Annotated in this window: 19 protein-coding genes; 11 read left to right on the forward strand and 8 right to left on the reverse strand. The window is 66.4% G+C overall.

Annotated elements, in window-relative coordinates; genetic code table 11:
• Positions 1-66: 66 nt before the first annotated feature.
• The 5 genes from KEC55_RS18305 to KEC55_RS18325 all read left to right on the forward strand — a co-directional run bounded on the left by KEC55_RS18305 (position 67) and on the right by KEC55_RS18325 (position 5,231).
• Positions 67-573 (forward strand): sugar dehydrogenase complex small subunit, encoded by a 507-nt coding sequence (locus KEC55_RS18305; protein WP_049028374.1) that lies wholly within the window; start codon positions 67-69, stop codon positions 571-573.
• Positions 573-2,192: a GMC family oxidoreductase gene (locus tag KEC55_RS18310; RefSeq protein WP_282509316.1), complete on the forward strand. Its 1,620-nt coding sequence runs from the start codon at positions 573-575 to the stop codon at positions 2,190-2,192. The genes KEC55_RS18305 and KEC55_RS18310 overlap by 1 nt, the downstream gene beginning before the upstream one ends.
• 2 nt (positions 2,193-2,194) lie before the next feature.
• A complete protein-coding gene (locus tag KEC55_RS18315) occupies positions 2,195-3,472 on the forward strand; it encodes a cytochrome c (protein WP_282509318.1) in 1,278 nt (425 codons plus the stop codon).
• A gap of 172 nt (positions 3,473-3,644) precedes the next feature.
• Positions 3,645-4,064 carry a DoxX family protein gene (locus tag KEC55_RS18320; protein WP_282509320.1) on the forward strand — a complete coding sequence of 140 codons (420 nt, stop codon included), beginning with the start codon at positions 3,645-3,647 and terminating at the stop codon, positions 4,062-4,064.
• Between the two features lie 63 nt (positions 4,065-4,127).
• Complete coding sequence (locus KEC55_RS18325) at positions 4,128-5,231, forward strand: porin (RefSeq protein ID WP_059240317.1); 1,104 nt, start codon at positions 4,128-4,130, stop codon at positions 5,229-5,231.
• Between the two features lie 95 nt (positions 5,232-5,326).
• On the opposite strand, the gene KEC55_RS18330 is transcribed toward KEC55_RS18325, so the two are convergent.
• Both KEC55_RS18330 and KEC55_RS18335 read right to left on the reverse strand, forming a co-directional pair.
• On the reverse strand, positions 5,327-6,646 hold the full coding sequence (locus tag KEC55_RS18330; protein ID WP_282509324.1) for an MFS transporter: 1,320 nt from the start codon (positions 6,644-6,646) through the stop codon (positions 5,327-5,329).
• A 42-nt stretch (positions 6,647-6,688) separates the two neighbouring features.
• Positions 6,689-7,873, reverse strand: a complete 1,185-nt coding sequence (locus KEC55_RS18335; protein WP_282509326.1) for a M20 aminoacylase family protein — start codon at positions 7,871-7,873, stop codon at positions 6,689-6,691.
• Positions 7,874-8,055: 182 nt separating this feature from the next.
• Here KEC55_RS18335 and KEC55_RS18340 point away from each other — a divergent pair, with 182 nt between their 5' ends.
• Entirely contained in the window at positions 8,056-8,958 is a 903-nt protein-coding gene (locus tag KEC55_RS18340) for a LysR substrate-binding domain-containing protein (RefSeq protein WP_176045655.1), read from the forward strand.
• 174 nt (positions 8,959-9,132) lie between these two features.
• Positions 9,133-9,453 carry a pyrimidine/purine nucleoside phosphorylase gene (locus KEC55_RS18345; protein ID WP_006478890.1) on the forward strand — a complete coding sequence of 107 codons (321 nt, stop codon included), beginning with the start codon at positions 9,133-9,135 and terminating at the stop codon, positions 9,451-9,453.
• Between the two features lie 88 nt (positions 9,454-9,541).
• On the opposite strand, the gene KEC55_RS18350 is transcribed toward KEC55_RS18345, so the two are convergent.
• The 4 genes from KEC55_RS18350 to KEC55_RS18365 all read right to left on the reverse strand — a co-directional run bounded on the left by KEC55_RS18350 (position 9,542) and on the right by KEC55_RS18365 (position 13,885).
• Entirely contained in the window at positions 9,542-9,877 is a 336-nt protein-coding gene (locus KEC55_RS18350; protein WP_021162025.1) for a hypothetical protein, read from the reverse strand.
• A gap of 487 nt (positions 9,878-10,364) precedes the next feature.
• The gene (locus tag KEC55_RS18355) at positions 10,365-12,152 is read right to left on the reverse strand and encodes a chloride channel protein (protein ID WP_282509332.1); all 1,788 of its coding nucleotides are present in this window, start codon (positions 12,150-12,152) and stop codon (positions 10,365-10,367) included.
• 20 nt (positions 12,153-12,172) lie between these two features.
• On the reverse strand, positions 12,173-12,586 hold the full coding sequence (locus KEC55_RS18360) for a MarR family winged helix-turn-helix transcriptional regulator (protein WP_085037382.1): 414 nt from the start codon (positions 12,584-12,586) through the stop codon (positions 12,173-12,175).
• A 123-nt stretch (positions 12,587-12,709) separates the two neighbouring features.
• A complete protein-coding gene (locus KEC55_RS18365) occupies positions 12,710-13,885 on the reverse strand; it encodes an HPP family protein (protein WP_282509347.1) in 1,176 nt (391 codons plus the stop codon).
• Positions 13,886-14,251: 366 nt separating this feature from the next.
• Here KEC55_RS18365 and KEC55_RS18370 point away from each other — a divergent pair, with 366 nt between their 5' ends.
• Positions 14,252-15,220, forward strand: coding sequence for a LysR family transcriptional regulator (locus KEC55_RS18370; protein WP_282509348.1), 969 nt, complete (start codon positions 14,252-14,254; stop codon positions 15,218-15,220).
• 27 nt (positions 15,221-15,247) lie between these two features.
• On the opposite strand, the gene KEC55_RS18375 is transcribed toward KEC55_RS18370, so the two are convergent.
• On the reverse strand, positions 15,248-16,612 hold the full coding sequence (locus KEC55_RS18375) for an MFS transporter (protein WP_282509350.1): 1,365 nt from the start codon (positions 16,610-16,612) through the stop codon (positions 15,248-15,250).
• Positions 16,613-16,684: 72 nt separating this feature from the next.
• Positions 16,685-17,623 (reverse strand): 2-hydroxyacid dehydrogenase, encoded by a 939-nt coding sequence (locus tag KEC55_RS18380; protein ID WP_282509352.1) that lies wholly within the window; start codon positions 17,621-17,623, stop codon positions 16,685-16,687.
• Between the two features lie 113 nt (positions 17,624-17,736).
• Here KEC55_RS18380 and KEC55_RS18385 point away from each other — a divergent pair, with 113 nt between their 5' ends.
• The 3 genes from KEC55_RS18385 to KEC55_RS18395 all read left to right on the forward strand — a co-directional run bounded on the left by KEC55_RS18385 (position 17,737) and on the right by KEC55_RS18395 (position 21,240).
• Positions 17,737-18,645: a LysR substrate-binding domain-containing protein gene (locus tag KEC55_RS18385; RefSeq protein ID WP_282509355.1), complete on the forward strand. Its 909-nt coding sequence runs from the start codon at positions 17,737-17,739 to the stop codon at positions 18,643-18,645.
• A 667-nt stretch (positions 18,646-19,312) separates the two neighbouring features.
• Complete coding sequence (locus tag KEC55_RS18390; protein WP_282509357.1) at positions 19,313-20,086, forward strand: hypothetical protein; 774 nt, start codon at positions 19,313-19,315, stop codon at positions 20,084-20,086.
• 20 nt (positions 20,087-20,106) lie between these two features.
• Positions 20,107-21,240, forward strand: a complete 1,134-nt coding sequence (locus tag KEC55_RS18395; RefSeq protein WP_282509359.1) for a transporter substrate-binding and LysM peptidoglycan-binding domain-containing protein — start codon at positions 20,107-20,109, stop codon at positions 21,238-21,240.
• Positions 21,241-21,297: the final 57 nt, after the last annotated feature.

A 21,297-nucleotide genomic window follows, 5' to 3' on the forward strand; every position in this document is an offset into this window, starting at 1 on the left:
TCCGCGCCAATGTTTGAGAAATATCAAGCGTGGTTTTCCCGAATCCGGTGTTCGAGAGAAGGAAACATGCACAACGACAACACTCCCCACTCGCGTCGTGAAAGCGACGCAACCGCAAGCGGTATCACGCGGCGTCAATGGCTGCAGGGCGCACTGGCGCTGACGGCGGCGGGCCTCACGGGCTCGCTGGCGTTGCGGGCCCTGGCCGACGATCCCGGCACTGCGCCGCTCGATACGTTCATGACGCTCTCCGAAGCATTGACCGGCAAGAAGGGGCTGAGCCGCGTGCTCGGCGAACGCTTCCTGCAGGCCTTGCAGAAGGGCTCGTTCAAGACGGCCGACAGCCTGCCGCAACTCGCCGGCGCACTCGCGTCCGGTTCGCTGAATCCCGATCAGGAAGCGCTCGCGCTGAAGATTCTCGAAGCGTGGTATCTCGGCATCGTCGACAACGTCGTGATTACCTACGAAGAAGCATTAATGTTCAGCGTCGTATCCGACACGCTCGTGATTCCCTCGTATTGCCCCAACAAACCCGGCTTCTGGGCCGAAAAACCGATCGAGAGGCAAGCCTGATGGCCGATACCGATACGCAAAAGGCCGACGTCGTCGTCGTCGGATCGGGTGTCGCAGGCGCGATCGTTGCCCATCAGCTCGCGATGGCCGGGAAGTCCGTGATCCTGCTGGAAGCCGGCCCGCGCATGCCGCGCTGGGAAATCGTCGAGCGCTTTCGCAATCAGGTCGACAAGACCGATTTCATGGCGCCGTATCCGTCGAGCGCATGGGCGCCGCATCCGGAATACGGCCCGCCGAACGACTACCTGATCCTGAAGGGCGAGCACAAGTTCAACTCGCAGTACATCCGCGCGGTGGGCGGCACGACGTGGCACTGGGCCGCGTCGGCGTGGCGTTTCATCCCGAACGACTTCAAGATGAAGACGGTGTACGGCGTCGGCCGCGACTGGCCGATCCAGTACGACGACATCGAGCATTACTACCAGCGCGCCGAAGAAGAACTCGGCGTGTGGGGCCCGGGCCCCGAGGAAGACCTGTACTCGCCGCGCAAGGAGCCGTACCCGATGCCGCCGCTGCCGTTGTCGTTCAACGAGCAGACGATCAAGAGCGCGCTCAACGGCTATGACCCGAAGTTTCACGTGGTGACCGAGCCGGTCGCGCGCAACAGCCGCCCGTACGACGGCCGGCCGACTTGTTGCGGGAACAACAACTGCATGCCGATCTGCCCGATCGGCGCGATGTACAACGGCATCGTGCACGTCGAGAAGGCCGAGCAGGCCGGCGCGAAGCTGATCGACAGCGCGGTCGTCTACAAGCTCGAGACCGGGCCGGACAAGCGCATCGTCGCCGCGATCTACAAGGACAAGACCGGCGCCGACCATCGCGTCGAGGGCAAGTACTTCGTGATCGCCGCGAACGGTATCGAGACGCCGAAGATCCTGCTGATGTCCGCGAACCGCGATTTCCCGAACGGCGTCGCGAACAGCTCCGACATGGTCGGCCGCAACCTGATGGACCACCCGGGCACCGGCGTGTCGTTCTACGCGAACGAGAAGCTCTGGCCGGGCCGCGGCCCGCAGGAGATGACGTCGCTGATCGGTTTCCGCGACGGCCCGTTCCGCGCGACCGAAGCCGCGAAGAAGATCCACCTGTCGAACATGTCGCGCATCAACCAGGAGACGCAGAAGATCTTCAAGAGCGGCAAGCTGATGAAGCCCGCGGAACTCGACGCGCAGATCCGCGACCGTTCCGCGCGCTTCGTGCAGTTCGACTGCTTCCACGAAATCCTGCCGCAGCCCGAGAACCGCATCGTGCCCAGCAAGACGGCCACGGACGCGGTCGGCATTCCGCGCCCCGAGATCACGTATGCGATCGACGACTACGTGAAGCGCGGCGCCGTGCATACGCGCGAGGTCTACGCGACGGCCGCGAAGGTGCTCGGCGGCACCGAAGTCGTCTTCAACGACGAGTTCGCGCCGAACAACCACATCACGGGCGCGACGATCATGGGCGCGGATGCACGCGACTCGGTCGTCGACAAGGACTGCCGAACGTTCGACCATCCGAACCTGTTCATCTCGAGCAGCTCGACGATGCCGACCGTCGGTACGGTGAACGTGACGCTGACGATCGCGGCGCTCGCGCTGCGGATGTCGGACACGCTGAAGAAGGAAGTCTGACCGTGCGGAAATCTACTCTCACCTTCCTCCTCGCCGGCTGCCTCGCGCTGCCGGGGCTCGTACGCGCGGCCGATGCGGCCGATCCGGCGCTGGTCAAGCGCGGCGAATACCTCGCGGTCGCGGGCGACTGCATGGCATGCCATACCGCGAAGGGCGGCAAGCCGTTCGCGGGCGGTCTCGGCATGCCGATCCCGATGCTCGGCAAGATCTACACGAGCAACATCACGCCCGATCCCGATACGGGCATCGGCAACTGGACGGCCGAGGACTTCGAGCGCGCGGTGCGTCACGGGGTGTCGAAGAACGGCGACAACCTGTATCCGGCGATGCCGTACGTGTCTTACGCGAAGATCAACGACGACGACATGCAGGCGCTGTACGCGTACTTCATGCACGGCGTCGAGCCGGTCAAGCAGGCGCCGCCGAAGAACGAGATCCCCGCGCTGCTGAGCATGCGCTGGCCGCTGAAGATCTGGAACTGGCTGTTCCTGAAGGACGGCGCGTACGAGCCGAAGCCGGCGCAGAGCGCCGAGTGGAACCGCGGCGCGTATCTCGTCCAGGGTCTTGCTCACTGCAGCACGTGCCACACGCCGCGCGGCATCGCGATGCAGGAGAAGTCGCTCGACGAAAGCGGCGGCAGCTTCCTGTCGGGTTCGGTGCTCGCGGGTTGGGACGGCTACAACATCACGTCCGACGCCAACGCGGGGATCGGCGGATGGACGCAGCAGCAGCTCGTCCAGTACCTGCGCACTGGTAGCGTGCCGGGCCTCGCGCAGGCGGCCGGCCCGATGGCCGAGGCGATCGAGCACAGCTTCTCGAAGATGACCGAAGCCGATATCGGTGCGATCTCGACGTACATCCGCACGGTGCCGGCGGTGGCCAGCGGCGACGCGAAGCAGTCGCGCTCGTCGTGGGGCAAGCCGGCCGAGGACGGCCTGAAGCTACGCGGCGTCGCGCTCGCGTCGTCGGGCATCGATCCGGCGCGGCTGTACCTCGGCAACTGCGCGACCTGCCACCAGATGCAGGGCAAGGGCACGCCGGACGGCTATTACCCGCCGCTGTTCCACAACTCGACGGTCGGCGCACCGAATCCGACCAACCTCGTGCAGGTGATCCTGAACGGCGTGCAGCGCAAGGCCGGTAGCGAGGACGTCGGAATGCCGGCGTTCCGCCACGAGCTGTCGGATGCGCAGATCGCCGCGCTGACGAACTACGTGACCGGGCAGTTCGGCAATCCGGCCGCGAAGGTGACCGAGCAGGACGTCGCGAAGCTGCGCTGATGCGGCGCGCAACGAAGCAGGGCGACAACGGACAAGAGGAGGCGCACAGCACATCGGGCGGGCCCGATGCCGGTTGTTGCAGGGCGGGGCGGGCGGCGCAGGCGGCCGCCCGTCCTGGTTCGTTGGCAATCCGGTGCGCGTAGGCCGCGCATCGTTTTCGTTGGTCGAGACCATGACACCGAATCAACCGTTTCTCGCGTCCCAGCGCGATGTGCTGCTGCTGCTGTCCCGGATCCTGCTCGTGATCCTGTTCGTGATGTTCGGCTGGAAGAAGATCGTCGACTTCCCCGGTACCATCGCGTTCATGGGCTCCGAAGGCGCGCCCGCGCCGATCATTTCCGCGGCGATCTCGGTCGTGATGGAGCTGTTCGCCGGGATCGCGATCCTCGTCGGCTTCCAGACGCGCCCGCTTGCGCTGCTGCTGGCGCTCTATACGATCGGCACCGGCATCATCGGCCACCACTACTGGACGATGACGGGCGGCGAGCAGATCAACAACATGATTCATTTCTACAAGAACATCGCGATCGCGGGTGGCCTGCTTGCACTGTGCGCGGCGGGCCCCGGTCGATATTCGATCGATCGCGGATAAACAGATCCTGGGCGCGCGCATGGGGCGCGCGCGGGAAGGTCGAGACTCCGAGGGGGCATCATTTTGCGACTTAAACATTTCGCATGGCTGATTGCCGCCGCCACACCGGCGGCTGCCTTTGCACAGACGAGCGTGATGCTGTACGGCCGGATCGACGGCGGCATCGAATACCTGAACCACATCGCGACGCCGAACGGCAGCAAGTCGCGCTGGAGCGCGGAAGGCGGCGACTGGGGCACCAGCATGTTCGGCCTGAAGGGCTTCGAGGATCTCGGCGGCGGGCTGTCGACGGTCTTCAACCTGGAGACCGCATTCCAGGTGATGAACGGCACGACGGGCGGCGGGCGCATGTGGTCGCGGCGCGCATATGTCGGGCTGAAGAGCGACACGTGGGGCCAGCTGCAGGCCGGCCGCAACCTGTTCATCGACAGCGACGGCGTGTGGGAATTCGATCCGTTCGTCCAACAGGCGTTTTCGTCCGCGTCGCTCGTGCGTGGCCGCAACTGGCAGCAGAGCAGCAACAACATCGAATATCACAGCCCGGTGATCGGCGGCTTCGACGTGCAGGCGCAATATGCGTTCGGCAATCAGTCGCGCGGCTTCAACTACGGTGCGGCCGACGATTTCGGCCGCTCGGACGGGATCATGATCTCGTACCACTCGCCGGTGTTCGACGTGCGCGGCATGTACGACGAGCTGCGCGACAACAACGGCAAGTTCAGCAACATCTTCACGGCGTCACGCGAGTACTTCGTCGGTGCAAACGTGAAGGTGTCGAAGTTCAAGATCCAGGGTGCGTATACGCACTACCAGGCGCCTGACAGCCCGGCCGGCGTCGCCGATCGCGCCGATCACTACTGGCTCGGCGCGACCTATGCGGCGAATCCGCAATGGGCCGTGACGGCCGGCGGCTATTACGTGAAGGTGGGCGACGGCGGCAGCGACGCATCGCACGATCCGTCAGGCCACGCGATGATGTACGTGCTCGGCACCACGTACAACCTGTCGAAGCGCACGTTCCTGTACGGCACGGTCGCGTATGTGCGCAACGGCGGCAACTCGAACTTCTCGCTGCTGGCGACGCCGCGCGACGCGACGTCGGGCACGAGCCCGCTTGCGGGCGAGTCGCAGACGGGGGCGTATGTGGGGATGATGCATACGTTCTGAGCGGGGCAACGCCAGATACGCAAAAGGCACGGGTCGTCGAACCCGTGCCTTTTTCATTTGCGGCATGCGGCAGCTTCAGCCGCATCGGCCGCCGCTTAGTCGAGCGACTTCCCCGCCTTCTCGTCCATGCAGCGAATCGCGAGCAGCGTGAATACGCCGCAACCGATCGCATACCACGCGGGCGCATTCGCGTTGCCGGTCGCCGCGATCAGCCACGTGACGAAGAACTGCGCGAAGCCGCCGAAGATCGCGACGCCGACGCTGTACACGAGCGCGCCGCCGGTTGCGCGCACCGCACGCGGGAACAGTTCGCCGAGCATCGCGCCCGTCGCACCGATGTTGATCGCGTGCACGATCGACAGCGCGGCGATGATCGACAGCAGCGACGCCGCGCCCGGCCAGCGGTTCAGCGCGACGAACGCCGGGTAGATCGCGACCATCAGCACGATGCGCGTCCACCAGACGATCCGGTTGCGCCCGTACACGTCGGACAGGTGGCCGCCGATCGGCGTCACGAGCATCAGGATCGCGCCGGCGACGCAGCCGGCCGTCATCGACAACCAGGTCGGCAGGTGCAGCACCTGCACGCCGTAGATCGCCATGTAGAACACGATGATGTAGTGGATCGACGTGCCGCCGATCGTCACGCCAAGGCCCGCGAACACGGCCTTGCCGTGATGGCGCAGCACGTCGGCGAGCGGCAGCGACGCGACCGGTTCGTCGTGCGCGGCGGCGGGCGTGGCAGCCGGCACTTCCTCGACGGTACGGCGCAGCCAGTAGCCGAGCGGAACGAACAGCGTGCCGATGATGAACGGTACGCGCCAGCCCCAGCTTTCGAGCTGCGCGGTATTCAGCGTCGACGTCAGCGCGACACCGGTGAGCGCGCCCGCGAGCGCGGCGAGCCCCTGGCTCGAGAACTGGAACGATGCGTAGAAGCCGCGACGATGCTGCGGCGCCTGCTCGAGCAGCAGCGTCGTCGACGCGCCGACTTCGCCGCCCGACGCGAACCCCTGCAGCAGGCGCGCGAGCACGAGCAGCACCGGTGCGGCGATGCCGATCTGCGCGAAGGTCGGTGCGACCGCGATCGTCGCGGTGCCGAGCGCCATCAGCAGCAGCGTGAGTATCATCGCCTTCTTGCGGCCGGCACGGTCGGCATACATGCCGATCACGAGCCCGCCGAGCGGCCGCGTGACGAAGCCGACGCCGAAGCTCGCGACCGCGAGCATCAGCTGCCCGAACGGCGAATGCACCGGGAAGAACAGCTTGCCGATCAGGATCGCGAAGAAGCTGTAGACCGTGAAGTCGTAGAACTCGAGCGCGTTGCCGACGGCGGCGGCAGCGATCAGCCGGCGTTTCTTTGCGGCGGCGCGGGCATCGACCGGCGTGCCGGCGAAAGGAAGGGCGGACGTTTCCATGGGGTTCCCCCGGTAAGCGCGAAACTGCGTGGTGAAGGGCTGTCAGGCCGCGAGCCAGGCTTCGGCGACGCGAACCCAGTAGCTCGCGCCGATCGCGAGAATGTCGTCGTTGAAGTCGTAGCCGGGGTTGTGCACCATGCAGCCGCCCTTGCTGCCGATCCCGTTGCCGATGAATGCGTAGCAGCCGGGGCGCGCCTCGAGCATGAACGCGAAATCCTCGCTGCCCATCAGCGGTGCGGAGTCGGTTTCGACACGGTCGGCGCCGAGCATCTGGCGCGCGATATCGGCCGCGAACGCGGTCGGTTCCGCGTGATTCACGAGCACCGGGTAGCCGTAGTCGTAGTCGACTTCCGCCGTGACGCCGAAGCTTTCCGCCTGGCCTTTCGCGAGCGCTTCGATGCGGCGCGCGAGCAGCGCGCGCACGTCGGCGTTCAGCGCGCGCACCGACAGCTTCATCACGACGGTTTCGGGAATGATGTTGAACGTCTCGCCGGCCTGCACGCTGCCGACCGTGATCACGGCCGCATGCTGCGCATCGACCTCGCGCGCGACGATCGTCTGCAGCGCGACCATGATGCTGCCCGCCGCCGACATCGGATCGCGCGCGAAATGCGGCATCGCGCCGTGGCCGCCGACGCCGCGCAGCGTGATCGTCACGCGGTCGGCCGACGCCATCGCGGCGCCGGTGCGGAACGCCATGTCGCCGGCCGCGCGGCCCGGCATGTTGTGGATCGCGAAGATCGCGTCGCACGGGAAGCGGTCGAACAGGCCGTCGTCCATCATCGCCTTCGCGCCGCCGAAGTTTTCCTCGGCCGGCTGGAAGATCAGGTTCAGCGTGCCGGAGAACTGGCGCGTTGCCGCGAGGTGGCGCGCCGCGCACAGCAGCATCGCCGTGTGGCCGTCATGGCCGCACGCATGCATCTTGTTCGCATGGCGGCTCGCATACGGCAGGCCCGTGGCTTCCGCGAGCGGCAGCGCGTCCATGTCGGCGCGCAGCCCGACCGTGCGCGTGCCTTGCCCTTCACGCAGCACGCCGACGACGCCTGTCTTGCCGATGCCGCGATGTACTTCATAGCCCCAGCCGGTGAGCAGCTCGGCGACGAGATCGCTCGTGAGCGTCTCTTCGAATGCCAGTTCGGGATGAGCATGGATGCGGCGGCGCACCTCGACCAGTTCGGGCGCGATCGCGGCGATGCCGGGGATGACGGGGTTCACGGCTTGCAGCATGGTGTCTCCAGTGGGGCCGAAGGGGCGTTTGACGCGTATATGACGAGCAAGCATATAAATTTCTTTTGCTTACCAGAAGCTGATAAATTGCTTTGGTGCACACCACCGGTTGCCGCTCGGGAATACCCTGAACAGGCGCGCACGGCCGAGTACAGGGTTTCCACGGATCACGCATCGCCGCCATGAAATACCATCAGCTGAAAGCGTTCGTCACCGTCGCCGAAGAAGGCAGCATTCGCGCGGCCGCGCGGCGTCTGAACGTGTCGCCGGCGGCGCTGACGAAGGCAGTCAAGGAACTTGAGATCGCGCTTGGCGTGTCGCTCGTCGTGCGTACCGCGCGCGGCGTGCAACTCACTGCGTTCGGCCAGCAACTGCAGGTGCGCGCGCGGCTGATCGTCGCCGAAATGCAGCGCGCCCGTGACGACATCGAGCAGGCGCAGGGCGCGATGACGGGTTCCGTCGCGGCGGCGATCACGCCGGCGGCCGCGGTGACGATCCTGCCCGACGCGTTTCGTGCATTCCGGCGCCGCTTTCCGGTAGCGCGCGTCAACCTGATCGAAGGGTTTCCGGGTGTCGCGCTGCCGCGCCTGCACGACGGTTCGCTCGATTTCGCGATCGCCGTCGTCGTGCCCGAGCTGCTGGCGGCCGAGTTCGATCATGCGGAGCTTTACGCGAGCCGCTCGCTGATCGTCGCGCGCAAGGGGCATCCGCTCGCGTCGGCCACGTCGCTCGCCGATCTCGTCGAGGCCGACTGGCTGATGAACCCGTCGCCGGAAAGCTCCACACAGGTATTGTTCAATTCGTTTGTCGCATACGGGCTGCCGGTGCCGGCGCGCGTCGTCGAATGCCCGAGCTTCGGGCTCGCACACAGCCTGATGACCGGTTGCGACCTGATCGCATCGATGCCCGAGCAATTGTTGCAGGGTGAGTGGGCGCGCGACCAGCTCGCGGTGCTGCCGATCCGCGAGCGCCTGCCGGGCGTTTCGGTGCAGGTCGTCACGCGCCGCGACAGCCCGCTGACGCCGGCTGCTGCGATGCTGCTCGACTGCCTGCGCGATTCCGCGCGGCGCAAGGGGTTGCGGTGAACCGGCACGCCACGATCGTCATGTAGTCATCCTGACGATATCCGGCCCGACAGGCGGCCGGCTGCACGTCGTTCCGGCGCATGCCGCGCGAGCCGGTATGATATCGGCCGGCCCGCCGCTCCGGCCGGCCTCCAACCACATCGCCATCCGGCATCCAGCAATCAGAGGCATCACATGACCAGTGCAACCCAATTCGACAACGTATCGGTCGTCAAGCGCGCGAACGTCTATTTCGACGGCAAGTGCGTGTCGCATACCGTGCTCTTCCCGGACGGCACGCGCAAGACGCTCGGCGTGATCCTGCCGTGCGCGCTCAACTTCGGCACGGACGCTCCCGAATTGATGGAAGTGCAGGCCGGCAAGTGCCGCGTGAAGCTCGACGGCAGCAGCGAATGGCAGACCTACGGCGCAGGCGAGTCGTTCTCGGTGCCGGGCAAGAGCCGCTTCGACATCGAAGTGCTCGAGACGCTCGATTACGTCTGCAGCTACCTGTAAGCGCGGGCGGCAGCAAAAGAAAAAGCCCCGCAGAAGCGGGGCTTGTCGCAAGCGGATGGCGCAAGGCCATCCGGAGCGCCTGTTCGATTTACAGGCAGGCGTTGATGTCGCCGGCCGACGATGCATCGCCGCCGCGGAAACCGACCCAGGTTTTCGCATTTGCGGCATTGGCCGGGCGCACCACGGCGGCGGCGCCGTTCGGCGGCTGCTGGCCCGGCGCATAGACGGCCATTGCGAGGCCGTTCGCCAGTTCGTACTGCGACGTCACTTGTTGTTGCGACTTGTCGGCCCACGTCTTGGCGATGCACTGCGCCACCTGGTCGGCGGGTTTTTGGCTTTGTCCCACGTTCTGCAGGGCAGAGTCGGCAGCATGAGCAGAAAATGCCACGGTCAATGCGATGAGCGGTAAGTATTTTGCGTTCACGTTATCTCCCTCGAGTCGTGATTGATTGAGTGGGATGCGCAGCAGTACTGCGTGCTAATGAGATCGCATCGGGAAAGCACGGTTCCGGTGATTCCGAAACAAGTTGTTAACGCGCTTGCCAAATGGCGGCTCCGGTGCTGTGCGGCGTTGCTGCGATGCGGCATGCGTCGTGTGTAACTCGACGTCATGCGTTGCTCGGTCGGCGCGCTGTCCGGTCGTGTGGTGTCGTGATGGCCACGGCAATCGGCATGTGCGTGCATGCCGTGCCGCGACTCTTTATCTGATGGCGAAGTGGAATGGCTGATTGATGGCCCCGTCGCATGGTCACCATGATGACAAACTTTCGTCAGTCGAATTGTTAACCAACTTTAAACGTGGAACGCGGGGGCATGCGATGCGGCGCGCGAAGGGCGCGCGGCATCGTGCAGCGACGTGAAGCGGGAGGAGGAGGCGGTGCGCGGCCGGGATGCCGCGCACGCGGGTGGCGTCAGCCGGCCTTGCGGGTGCCGGCGTCGCGCAGGTTGACCGGGACGATCGGGCGGAAGCGTTCGCGCTTCTGTTCGTCGTCGAAGTGCTGGAGCGCGGGCTTGATCAGGTCGCTGCGCGACACGATGCCGGTGATGCGCAGCGATTGCGCATCGTCGACGACCGGCAGGCGTTCGAGGCCCAGCATCGCGAGGCGCGATGCGACGACGCGGCACGTTTCGTGCGCGAGCGCGACGGACGGCGCGCGGTGCGCGAATGCGCCGGAGATCGGCGTATCGGCGCCGGCCTGTGCGCGCTGCGCGTCGAGCGTCGCGCGATCGACCAGACCGAGCAGGCGGCCGTTCTGCACGACCGGGTACGCGCGATGCGCCTGCTTCGCGCCGAAGTACTGCGACTCGACGGTATCGAGCGTCGCTGCGCCGTCGATCGCGACGAGCCGGTCGGCCGACGTCATCACTTCGGCGATGTCATGTCGCTCGAGCGGATCGACGCCGTATTCGCGATAGATGTGATAGCCGCGACGCGCGATCTTTTCCGTCATGATCGAGCGCTTCATCACGATGGTGGAGAAACCGTGCGCGACGAGCGTCGCCGCGAGCAGCGGCAGCAGCGCGTTCGCGTCGTGCGTGAGGCCGAACGCGAACACGATCGCGGTCAGCGGGGCGCCGAGCGTCGCGCCGAGCGTCGCGGCCATGCACACGAGCGGCCACAGCGCCGGATCGCCGCCCGGCAGCAGCGGCGACAGCACCGTGCCGAGGCCGGCGCCGAGCATCAGCAGCGGGGCGAGCACGCCGCCCGACGTGCCCGAGCCGAGCGCGATCACCCACATCACGGCCTTCACGATCAGCAGCGCGAGCGCGATCTTCAGTGCGATGTGCTGATGAAGCAGGTCGCCGATCACGTCGTAGCCGACGCCGAGCGCCCGCGGTTCGAGCCAGCCGCCGATGCCGATCACGATCGCGCCGAGCGCGGGCCACCACATCCAGTGCACGGGCAGCTTCGCGAAGGTATCCTCGACGCGGTAGAGCGCCGCCGACAGGCCGCATGCGAGCATGCCCGACAGCAGGCCCGCGACGACGCACGACAGCAGCGCGACAGGTGTGGGCGCGGCCGTGGTCAGCGGAAACAGCGGATCGACGCCGAAGAACACCGCGCGTGCGAACCCGGCCACCGCGCATGCAAGCGCGACCGGCAGGAAACTGCGCGGACGCCATTCGAACAGCAGCAGTTCGACCGCGAGCAGCACGGCGGCGACCGGCGTGCCGAACACGGCCGTCATGCCGGCGGCCGCACCGGCGACGAGCAGCGTCTTGCGCTCGGCGGCGGTCACGTGCACGCATTGCGCGATCAGGGAGCCGAGAGCGCCGCCCGTCATGATGATCGGGCCTTCGGCGCCGAACGGGCCGCCGCTGCCGATCACGACGCCGGACGACAGCGGCTTGAGGATCGCGACCTTCGGCGACATGCGGCTCTTGCCGAACAGGATCGCCTCGATCGCTTCGGGAATGCCGTGGCCGCGGATCTTCTCCGAACCGAAGCGCGCCATCATCCCGACGATCAGCCCGCCGATCACCGGGATCACGATTACCCATGCGCCGAGCGTGTTGTTCGCCGGCGAGCGGTCGGCGAACGAAAGCTGCTGGAAGAAGAACAGGTTCGTGAACAGGTGGATCAGGCTCAACAGCACGAACGCGGCAAGCGTGCTGAGCAGGCCGATCCCGGCGGCAAGCAACGCGATCCTGGGCAGGCGTTCGTTGGTCGAGAAATCGCGTTTGTGTGGTGCGTTCATCGGAGTGTCAAGGGCAGGGGTCAGTAATCGATCTGGGGAACCTGGAACGCGTCCTTGAGCGACTTCAGCTCGGCGCGATGCATGGCCGCGAGGCGGGCGAGCAGCGTCTCGCCGGCGGGTTCGAGGTGGACTTCGACCTGCCGGCGATCGGCTTCGCTCGTCTTGCGCTTCACGAGCCCGAGCGCTTCACAGCGTGTCACCAGCGCGACGACGCCGTGATGCTGCGCCTGCAGGCGTTCCGCGAGCTCGCCGATGGTTGCCCATTCGCGATGCGGATAGCCCTTGATGTGCAGCAGCAGCAGGTATTGCAGCGGCGTCACGCCTTCGCTTTGCGCGGCGCGTTCGGAGAAGCGCTCGAAGCGGCGCATCTGGTAGCGGAACTCGGACAGTTGCTGGAAATCGCTTTTCGCCAGCGCGCGTCGGGTATCGTTCATCGAGGTCGGTCGTGCAGTCAGTTTGGGTGGCGTCAAATATATCACAACATGATATAAATGGCCGAGCTTCGGCGAAATGGATGTATTTCACGATGTGTCAGCCGTTATGTGGCATGACGTGCGTTACGCGGCCTCGAGCATTTGGGTCTGCCGATAAAGGCCCGTCACGAGATCCGTCTGCGTAATGATCCCGACGAGCCGGCGCGACGCATCGACGACGGGAATGTGGTGGTGGCCCGAATGCGTGAACAGCGGCACGAGCGCGGTGATCGGCATCGTTTCCGGCACGCACGCGACGTCGCGCGTCATCACGGTGGCGACGCTCGCAGGCTGGCCGCCGAGCGATTGCGGCAGCCGCGCGGACAGGCGTTGCCACAGCGGGGTCGGGCGGCGCAGCTGGCGCGTGAGGTCGGCGCGCGTGACGATGCCGGTCAGGCGGCCTTCGCCGTCGACCACCGGCAGCGCCTTCACGCGGTGGCGGTCGAGCAGCGTCAGCGCGGCCGTCACCGACGTCGACGGCGCGGCCTCGATCGCATTCTTCGTCATCAGGTCGGCGCACGTGAGTTGGCCGAACGTGCGCGCATAGGCCTGCATTTCGGTTTCGCGCAGCAGCGTTTCGAGATCGTCCGGATCGACGTCGAGCCATTCGCCGCGGCGCTTCAGCACCGCGTCGAGATCGCTGCGCGTGAAGCCGCCGCGTGCAGGTGCGGCGCCGCCCGCCTGCGGTTTCGCTTCGGGACGCACGCCGCCGTGCGGGTAGCGGTGCCCGGTCAGCGCGTGATACGCGAGCGCGGCCGACAGCAGGATCGCCGATTGCAGCGCGATCGGCTCCAGCACGAAACTGAAGCCCAGCGAGTGGATCGCCGGGCCGCCGACCACGGCCGTGAGTGCGACGGCGCCCGACGGCGGGTGCACGCAGCGCAGCGCGAACATGCCGCCGATCGCGCACGCGATCGCGACCGCGGCGGCCGTGATCGGATCGGCGATCCATTGCGCGCAGGCAACGCCGACCGTCGCCGCGACGAGATTGCCGCCGATGATCGACCACGGCTGCGCGAGCGGGCTTGCCGGCACCGCGAACAGCAGCACGGCCGATGCCCCCATCGGCGCGACGAGCAGCGGCACGAGGCCAGGCACGCCAGGCAGCAGCCGCATCGTGACGCCGACCGTCGCGATCCCGACGAGCGCACCCGTGCACGAACGCAGGCGTTCGCGCCAGCCAAGCGACATCGGATGGGGAAGGAAGCTGTGCAGCCATTGCCGCAACGTGCGGCGCGACGGAGAGGAGCCTGACGACATGGACGGGGTAAGCGGTAAAAATGACAGCGCGGGGCGCGCGCGGCGACAAGGGCGCGATTATATCGCGTTGTGATACAAATTGTCGCGCTGCATCAAGCCGTTGCATGCGCACGACGCTCGAGCCTTGCGAAAACCTTTCATGTGATGAAAGCTTCGGGGCCGGGCAATCGCGCAAATTTGTCTGCAGCGGCGTACAATTCGGGCCACTGAATCCCCCGTCATGCCAGAACCACGTACGCGATGCCCGCTCTCCCGCCTTTTCTCCGGCTCGGCGATCGAATCGACGTGGTTCGCGGCCGCGTTCCGTTTCCCACCTGACGCGAGCGCCGCCGACGCCTCCCCACTGACTCTCCCCAAGCCAATCCAATGGACATGCTCGAAAACATGCGCCTGTTCGTGCGCGTTGTCGAAGCCGGCAGTTTTACTGCGGTCGCGAAGGAAATCGACGCGACCACCGCGCAGGTGTCGCGCGCGGTCTCGAACCTCGAAGCGCACGTACAGACGCGCCTGCTGCATCGCACGACGCGCCACCTCGGCCTGACCGAAAGCGGCGAACGTTATTTCGAGCGCGCGAAATCGATCCTCGCGGAAATCGACTACGCGAACGCGGAGGCGCGCAACGCGCTGCTGCGGCCGAGCGGCAAGATGCGCATCCATGCGATGACGGGGCTCGGGCAGAGTCATGTCGTGTCGTCGATCGTCCGCTACCAGGAGGACAACCCTGACGTGTCGGTCGAACTGACGCTCGCGCAGCGGATGCCGAATCTCGTCGAGGAGGGCTACGACGTGTCGATCGTGACGGCGTCGCAGCTGCCCGATTCGGGCTATGTCGCACAGACCTGCGGCACGAGCTGCAGCGTGCTCGTCGCATCGCGCGAATACCTGGCGCGGCACGGCACGCCGCAGACGCCCGACGAATTGCCGAACCACGTGTGCCTGCGTCTCGACACGCCCGCATCGCCGGCCAGCGAATGGCGGCTCGAGCGCAACGACGGCGAGGAAGCCGTCTACGAACTGCAGCCGGCGCCGTTCCAGGTCAACGTGCCGGATGCGCTGTGCGTCGCGGTGCGCGCCGGGCGCGGGATCGCGTGCGTCGCGCTGTATACGGTGCTCGACGATATCCGCGAAGGGCGGCTGATTCGCGTGCTGCCTGAGTACCGGCTGCAAACGGTGAGCGTGTATGCCGTCTATGCGACGCGTCGTTATCTCGACGCGAAGATCCGCACGTTCCTCGACCACCTGCGCACGACGCTCACGCCCGCGCTGGAGAACGACCTGCGCGAACTCGAGCGGCTGACGACCGAGCAGACGCCGGGCGGCCGCAAGCGCGCGTGACCGCGCGCATGCGTGCCGCTGCGATGTTCACGCGGACGGCGTGATGCGGATCCGCTCGAAGCGTCCCGCGAGCCACGCGTACGTGGCGATGCCGATCAGCCCGTGCGCGGCGACGAACCACAACGCGCCGGCGAACGAGCCCGTGCTGGCGACGAAGTAGCCGATCACGAGCGGCGTGACGATGCCGGCGATGTTGCCGAGGCCGTTGAACACGCCGCCGCTCAGCCCGACCATTCCTTCCGGCGCCGTATCGGCGAGCACGGCCCAGCCAACCGCTGCAAGCCCCTTGCCGAAGAACGCGATCGTCATCAGCGCGATCACGACCGCGTTCGACGACGCGCCATTCGCGAGCACGAGCAGCGTCGCCATCGCCATTCCCGCGACGAACGGCGTTTTGCGTGCTTTCGACGGATGCATGCCGCGCCGGATCAACCAGTCCGACAGCACGCCGCCGAGCACGCCGCCCGTGAACCCGCAGATTGCCGGCAGCGCGGCAACCCAGCCGGCTTCCATGATCGTCATCCCGCGCCCCTTGATCAGGTAGATCGGAAACCACGTGATGAAGAAGTAGGTGAGCGCCGTGATGCAGTACTGGCCGATATAGATCGCCCACAGGTTCCGGTGGCGGAACAGTTGCGACACGTCATGCCACGACACGCGCGGCCGGTGGCGCACACGGTTCGCCTCGAGATCGACGAGCGCGCCGTGCGCGCGCAGGTAGTCGCGCTCCGCGTCGGTCACGCGCGGATGGCCGTGAGGCTCGCGATACCACGCGAACCACAGCGCGGCGAGCGCGATGCCGAGCATCCCCATCCACAGGAACACATGCTCCCAGCCGAGCGCATGCGTGAGCCAGGCCATCGCCGGCGTAAACAGCACGACGGCCATGTATTGTGCGGAATTGAACAGGGCCGACGCGGTGCCGCGTTCGGCGGTCGGGAACCAGCAGGCGACGATCCGCGAATTGGCCGGGAAGGCCGGCGATTCGACGAGGCCGAGCATGAAGCGCATGACGAACAGCGCGAGCGTCGCGGCCGCACCCTGCACGGCGAGCCAGCCGACCGTACCCTGCAGCATCGTGAATGCCGACCACAGCAGCAGGCTCAGGCCGTACACGCGCCGCGCGCCGAAGCGGTCGAGCAGCCAGCCGCCCGGGATCTGGCCGATCGCATAGGCCCACGCGAATGCTGAAAAGACGATGCCGAGCTGCACGGGCGTCAGGCCGAGATCGTGCGCGACGCCGGTGCCGGCGATCGACATCGTCGCGCGGTCTGCGTAGTTGATGACGGTGACTGCGAAGATCAGTGCGAGGACCGCGTAGCGGACGCGGCCGATCGTGCGCGAAGCGGCGGGCGATGCGGCGAGGGCGGCGCCGCTGGATCGATTGGGCATGCGTGTCTCCTGGCCTCCGTCGGGCGGAGGCGTCTGGTGTCGTAACGGGGGCCGCCGTGCGGCGTGCGGAGGTCAGCTCGTGACGCTGGTCGGCGGGCGTTGGCCCGCGAAGCACGCGGCGAGGTTGGCGAGCACGATCCGGCCCATCGCTTCGCGCGTTTCGTGCGTGGCGCTCGCGCGGTGCGGCTGCACGACGACGCGGTCGAGTTCGAGCAGCGCGGCCGGCACGTGCGGCTCGTTTGCGAACACGTCGAGGCCGGCGCCGGCGATCGTGCCGTCGGCGAGCGCGCGTATGAGTGCGGTTTCGTCGACCAGCTTGCCGCGTGCGACATTGATCAGGAATCCTTTGGGGCCAAGCGCGGCGAGCACGTCGGCCGTCACGAGCACGTTGCCGTGATCGGCCGATGCCGCGATCACGAGCACGTCGCTGTCGCGCGCGAGGGCAGCGAGGTCGGGTACGAAGCGGTAGCCGCTGTCGCGATGCTCGCGCGGGCCGAAGTAGCTGACGGGCATCCGGAACGCCTGCGCGCGTTGCGCGATCGCGCGGCCGACACGGCCTAGCCCGACGATGCCGAGCCGCTTGCCGGTGACCTGCGTGGCGAGCAGCTGGGCCGTCTTCCCCCAGCGGCCGGCGCGCACGATCCGCTCGCCGGCGCCGAGGTCGCGCAGCGTCATCAGGATCAGCCCCAGCGCCATGTCGGCGACGTCGTCGGTCAGCACGTCGGGCGTCGTCGTCACGTGGATGCCGCGTGCGCGAGCGCGGTCGAGATCGACCGCATCGGTGCCGATGCCGCTGATCGCGACGATTTCGAGCGCGCTCAGCCGGTCCATCAGCGCGGCGGACAGGCCGTTCGCACCGCCGGTCACGACACCGCGAATGCGCGATGCCACGCGATCGAGCAGCGCGTCCGGTTGCGCGTCCGCATACAGCCGGTGCACCGCGTAACGGGCGGACAGTTCGGCGTCAATCGTGTCGGGGAGCGGCTGGGTCAGCAGGATGTCGATGGTCATGAAGGTCTCGGTCGTCGTGCGCGGCGCAGGCCGTGCATCAGGTGGAACCGAGTATAGAAATCGCATCGATATCGGTCTAACATCAAAAGACTATCGATTGATTCAAGAATTGGATGATTGAACTGCACCAGCTTCGCTGCTTCGTCGCGGTGGCCGAGGAACTGCATTTCGGCCGCGCGGCCAGACGGCTCTTCATGACCCAGCCGCCGCTGAGCCGGCAGATCCAGCTGCTCGAGCACGCGCTCGGCATCGCGCTGCTCGAGCGCAGCAGCCGGCAGGTCAGCCTGACCGCGGCCGGCGAGCGCTTCCTGCGCGACGCGCGGCACATCCTCGAATTCTCCGCACGGGCCGAGCAGGCCGCGCAGCGCGTCGCGCACGGCGGGGCCGGCCGCATCACGCTCGGCTTCACGGCCGTCAGCGCATACCGGATGATTCCGGTGCTGCTCGCGCACGCGGCGCATGCGCTGCCGGACGTCGACGTGGAATTGCGCGAGATGGTGTCGACCGTGCAGATCGACGCGCTCGCGTCGCGGATGCTCGACGCGGGTTTCGTACGCCAGCGCGCCGCGCGCCAGCCGCTCGAATACCGGCTCGTGCAGCGCGAGCCGATGCTCGTCGCGGTTGCACAAGGCGCGCCGCTTGCCGGCTACGAGCAGATCGGCCCCGACGAACTCGACCGGCAGCCGTTCATCGCGTATTCGCCGAACGAGGGGAAGTACTTCCACGACATGATTTCGGGGATGTTCGCGGGTGCCGGGCGGCTGCCGAACTACCTGCACTACGTCGGGCAGACGCATACGATTCTCGGCCTCGTGCGCGCGGGGCTCGGCGCGGCGCTGGTGCCAGCCTCGGCGCGCGAGCTTCATGTCGATGGCGTGGTGTTCCGGCCGCTGGCGGGCGTGAACGTGGCAGCCGAGCTGTATCTCGCATGGCGAGCGGACAACGACAATCCGGCGCTGCCGGTGTTCAACGCGATGGTCGAACGGTTTCTCGCGCAGGAGCAGGACGGCGCGGTGACGTGATGCGCCGGGAATCCGCGCGAGCGATGTGACAAGCTTTCAGTCGGCAAGCGTGCGCACGCGATGACAAGCAATCCTGACCGAGCACGACAGGTCTCGGTCCTGCGAATCCTTACCGTATTGAAAGCCGTTTCGGCACCGGCGTTCCAACGAAGGAACGCAGCGGTTCGCTGCACTGCGACAATCGCTTGACGCTGCATGCCGGTCGGCGCACGATACGTCCGTGCATTTGGAGCGGGACGCGCCGGCCGCGCGGTTCCTGCACCCGCGACACGCAAAAGAACAACGATGAGCCTTTACGCCCTCGTACCGGAATACCGGCGCCGCATCCGTCCGCACGCCGGCACAACGCTTCACCCGACGCCCGCCGCGTCACGTATCCGTCATCCCGTTTCGTACCGCGCGTCGGTACACTTTCTCGTTCGCGCGACGGCCGCGACGATGAACGGCGCCGGTCCGGCCCGCCGCATCGCTCCACCGCACGCTGCCCCCGCTCACCGCATCCCGAACGGCGCCTACACCGGCGTCTCGTGACGTTCGCACGCGCCCGTCCTTGTATTGCGCCGCCGGCTTTCCTGATTGCCGGGCGGCACCGGAGTCCGAAGCATTTCGATTGCGCTTGAAAAAGCAAACGTACGCAGTTCGGTTCGAGGTTCAAGGAGAAAAACTCATGTCGCAGCTTTCAAATGAAGAAGCAAACGGCAGTTCGGGGAGTGGCAAGGTCAAGCTGATCAAGTGGGCGATCATCGTCGCCGGCGTCGCGATCGCGGCACCGGCCGCGCTGTTCATCCTGAAGGGGATGATCGCGCTGGTCGCGGCCGGCGTGATCGGTCTCGGCGCGATTTATCTGGCGCCGGTCCTCGCGATGAAGCTCGCGAACCAGAAGGTGAAGATGATCGTCGCGGAGGCGCAGTCGAATCCGATCGAGACGCTGATCAACCAGCTCGCGGAAAAGCGCCAGGATGCGCAGAAGTTCGCGGACAGCATCACCGCGTTCCGTACCGAGGTGAAGAACTTCGAGAACAAGACGGAGCTGTTCGAGAAGCAGTACCCGGACGACGCGCCACGCTTCCGGGCGCAGCTCGACACGATGAAGCAGCTGCTTGCGTTTCGCGAGGGCCGCTACAAGCAGGTGCAGGTCGAACTGAAGAATTTCGCGTCGGCGATCGACCGCGCGAAGGCAATGTGGGACATGTCGCAGGCGGCGCAGCAGATGAACAAGCTCGCGGGCCGGCAGGCGTCCGATACGTTCGAGCAGATCAAGACCGACGTGGCCGTCGATTCGGTGATGCGCTCGGTCAACAAGGCGTTCTCCGAGATGGAGACGTCGCTGCTGGATAACCCCGAGGTCAAGCAGGCGCAGCAGCAGGCGGTGTTGAACGGCGGCCGCGCGCCCGGGCTCGATGCGGCGAACCCCGCGCAGTTGCCGTCGAAACAACAATAACTTCCTGCAGGCCCTCAACCATGAAAAAACTTCTTGGCGCAATCGCGTTTCTGGTCGTGCTCGTCGGCGTATGGATCGTGCATCAGGGCGGCCTGTCGACGCTGATTCCCGCGCATGACGCGGCTCCGTCGTCGACATCCGCACAAAATGTCGACACCGGCCAGCCCGCGCAGACGCCGCCGTCGGCCAATGTCCTGCCGGCCGGCTTCACGCCGCAGGCCAGTTCGCTGAAATCGATTGCGGAAAATGGCATCGTGCGGATCTCGGTGCAGAACCCGAGCGAACCGTTCTTCGGCGAGGACAAGGGCGCGCCGCACGGCTTCAACGTCGAATTCGCGCGGTTGCTGTTCGCGGATCCGTCGTTCTCGCACGGTGGCAAGCCGGTCGTCGTCGATACGCGTCACGAGGTCGACACTTACCCGGGCGTGCCGAAGCAACTGCTCGATACGGATGCGAAGGGGAACCACGTGGTCGACGTCGCGATGGACGGGCTGACGTTCCCGGACAACTCGCCGGCCGGCGTCGTCTATTCGGTGCCGTACGTCGACGATTTCGGCTATTCGCTGATCGTGCGGCAGGGCTCGGCGATCCGCTCGACCGACGATCTCGCCGGCAAGACGGTCGGGATCCTGAAGGGCGACCCGGACGTGCGCGCGTTCGTCACGCGCCAGTATCCGAACGTGCACTTCGTCGAGGTCGACGATTCCGATCCGGCGTTCATCGCGAAGAGCATCGACGGCCGCACGGTCGACGCGTTCATCTACGACTATCCGTTCGCGGTCAGCTCGATCAAGAACACCGACCTGAAATTCGCGGTGACCAAGCTCGACGGCTCGAACATCGCGTACAAGATCGGCGTGCGCGCGGACGACCAGGACCTGCTGATCTACCTGAACGCCGCGATCGCGAAGCTCAGGCAGTCGCCGCAGTATCTCGACCTGCTGCGCAAGTACTTCGTCAGCGACCAGGCGGTGACGACCGCGGCCGCATCGGGCGAACATACATACGTGGTGAAGGCGGGCGACACGCTGAACCTGATCGCGGCGAGCAAGCTCGGCAGCGGCCAGCGTTATCGCGAGATCCAGCGCCGCAACAACCTCGCGAACCCGAACCTGATCCTGGCAGGCCAGCATCTCGTGATTCCGGTCCGGTGACGGCGGCGTGGTGTGAATGAAGGAAGGTGAAGGGACGTGAAGGACGGCGCGCGGCCC

Source organism: Burkholderia cepacia (genome assembly GCF_029962485.1).
Lineage (GTDB): Bacteria > Pseudomonadota > Gammaproteobacteria > Burkholderiales > Burkholderiaceae > Burkholderia.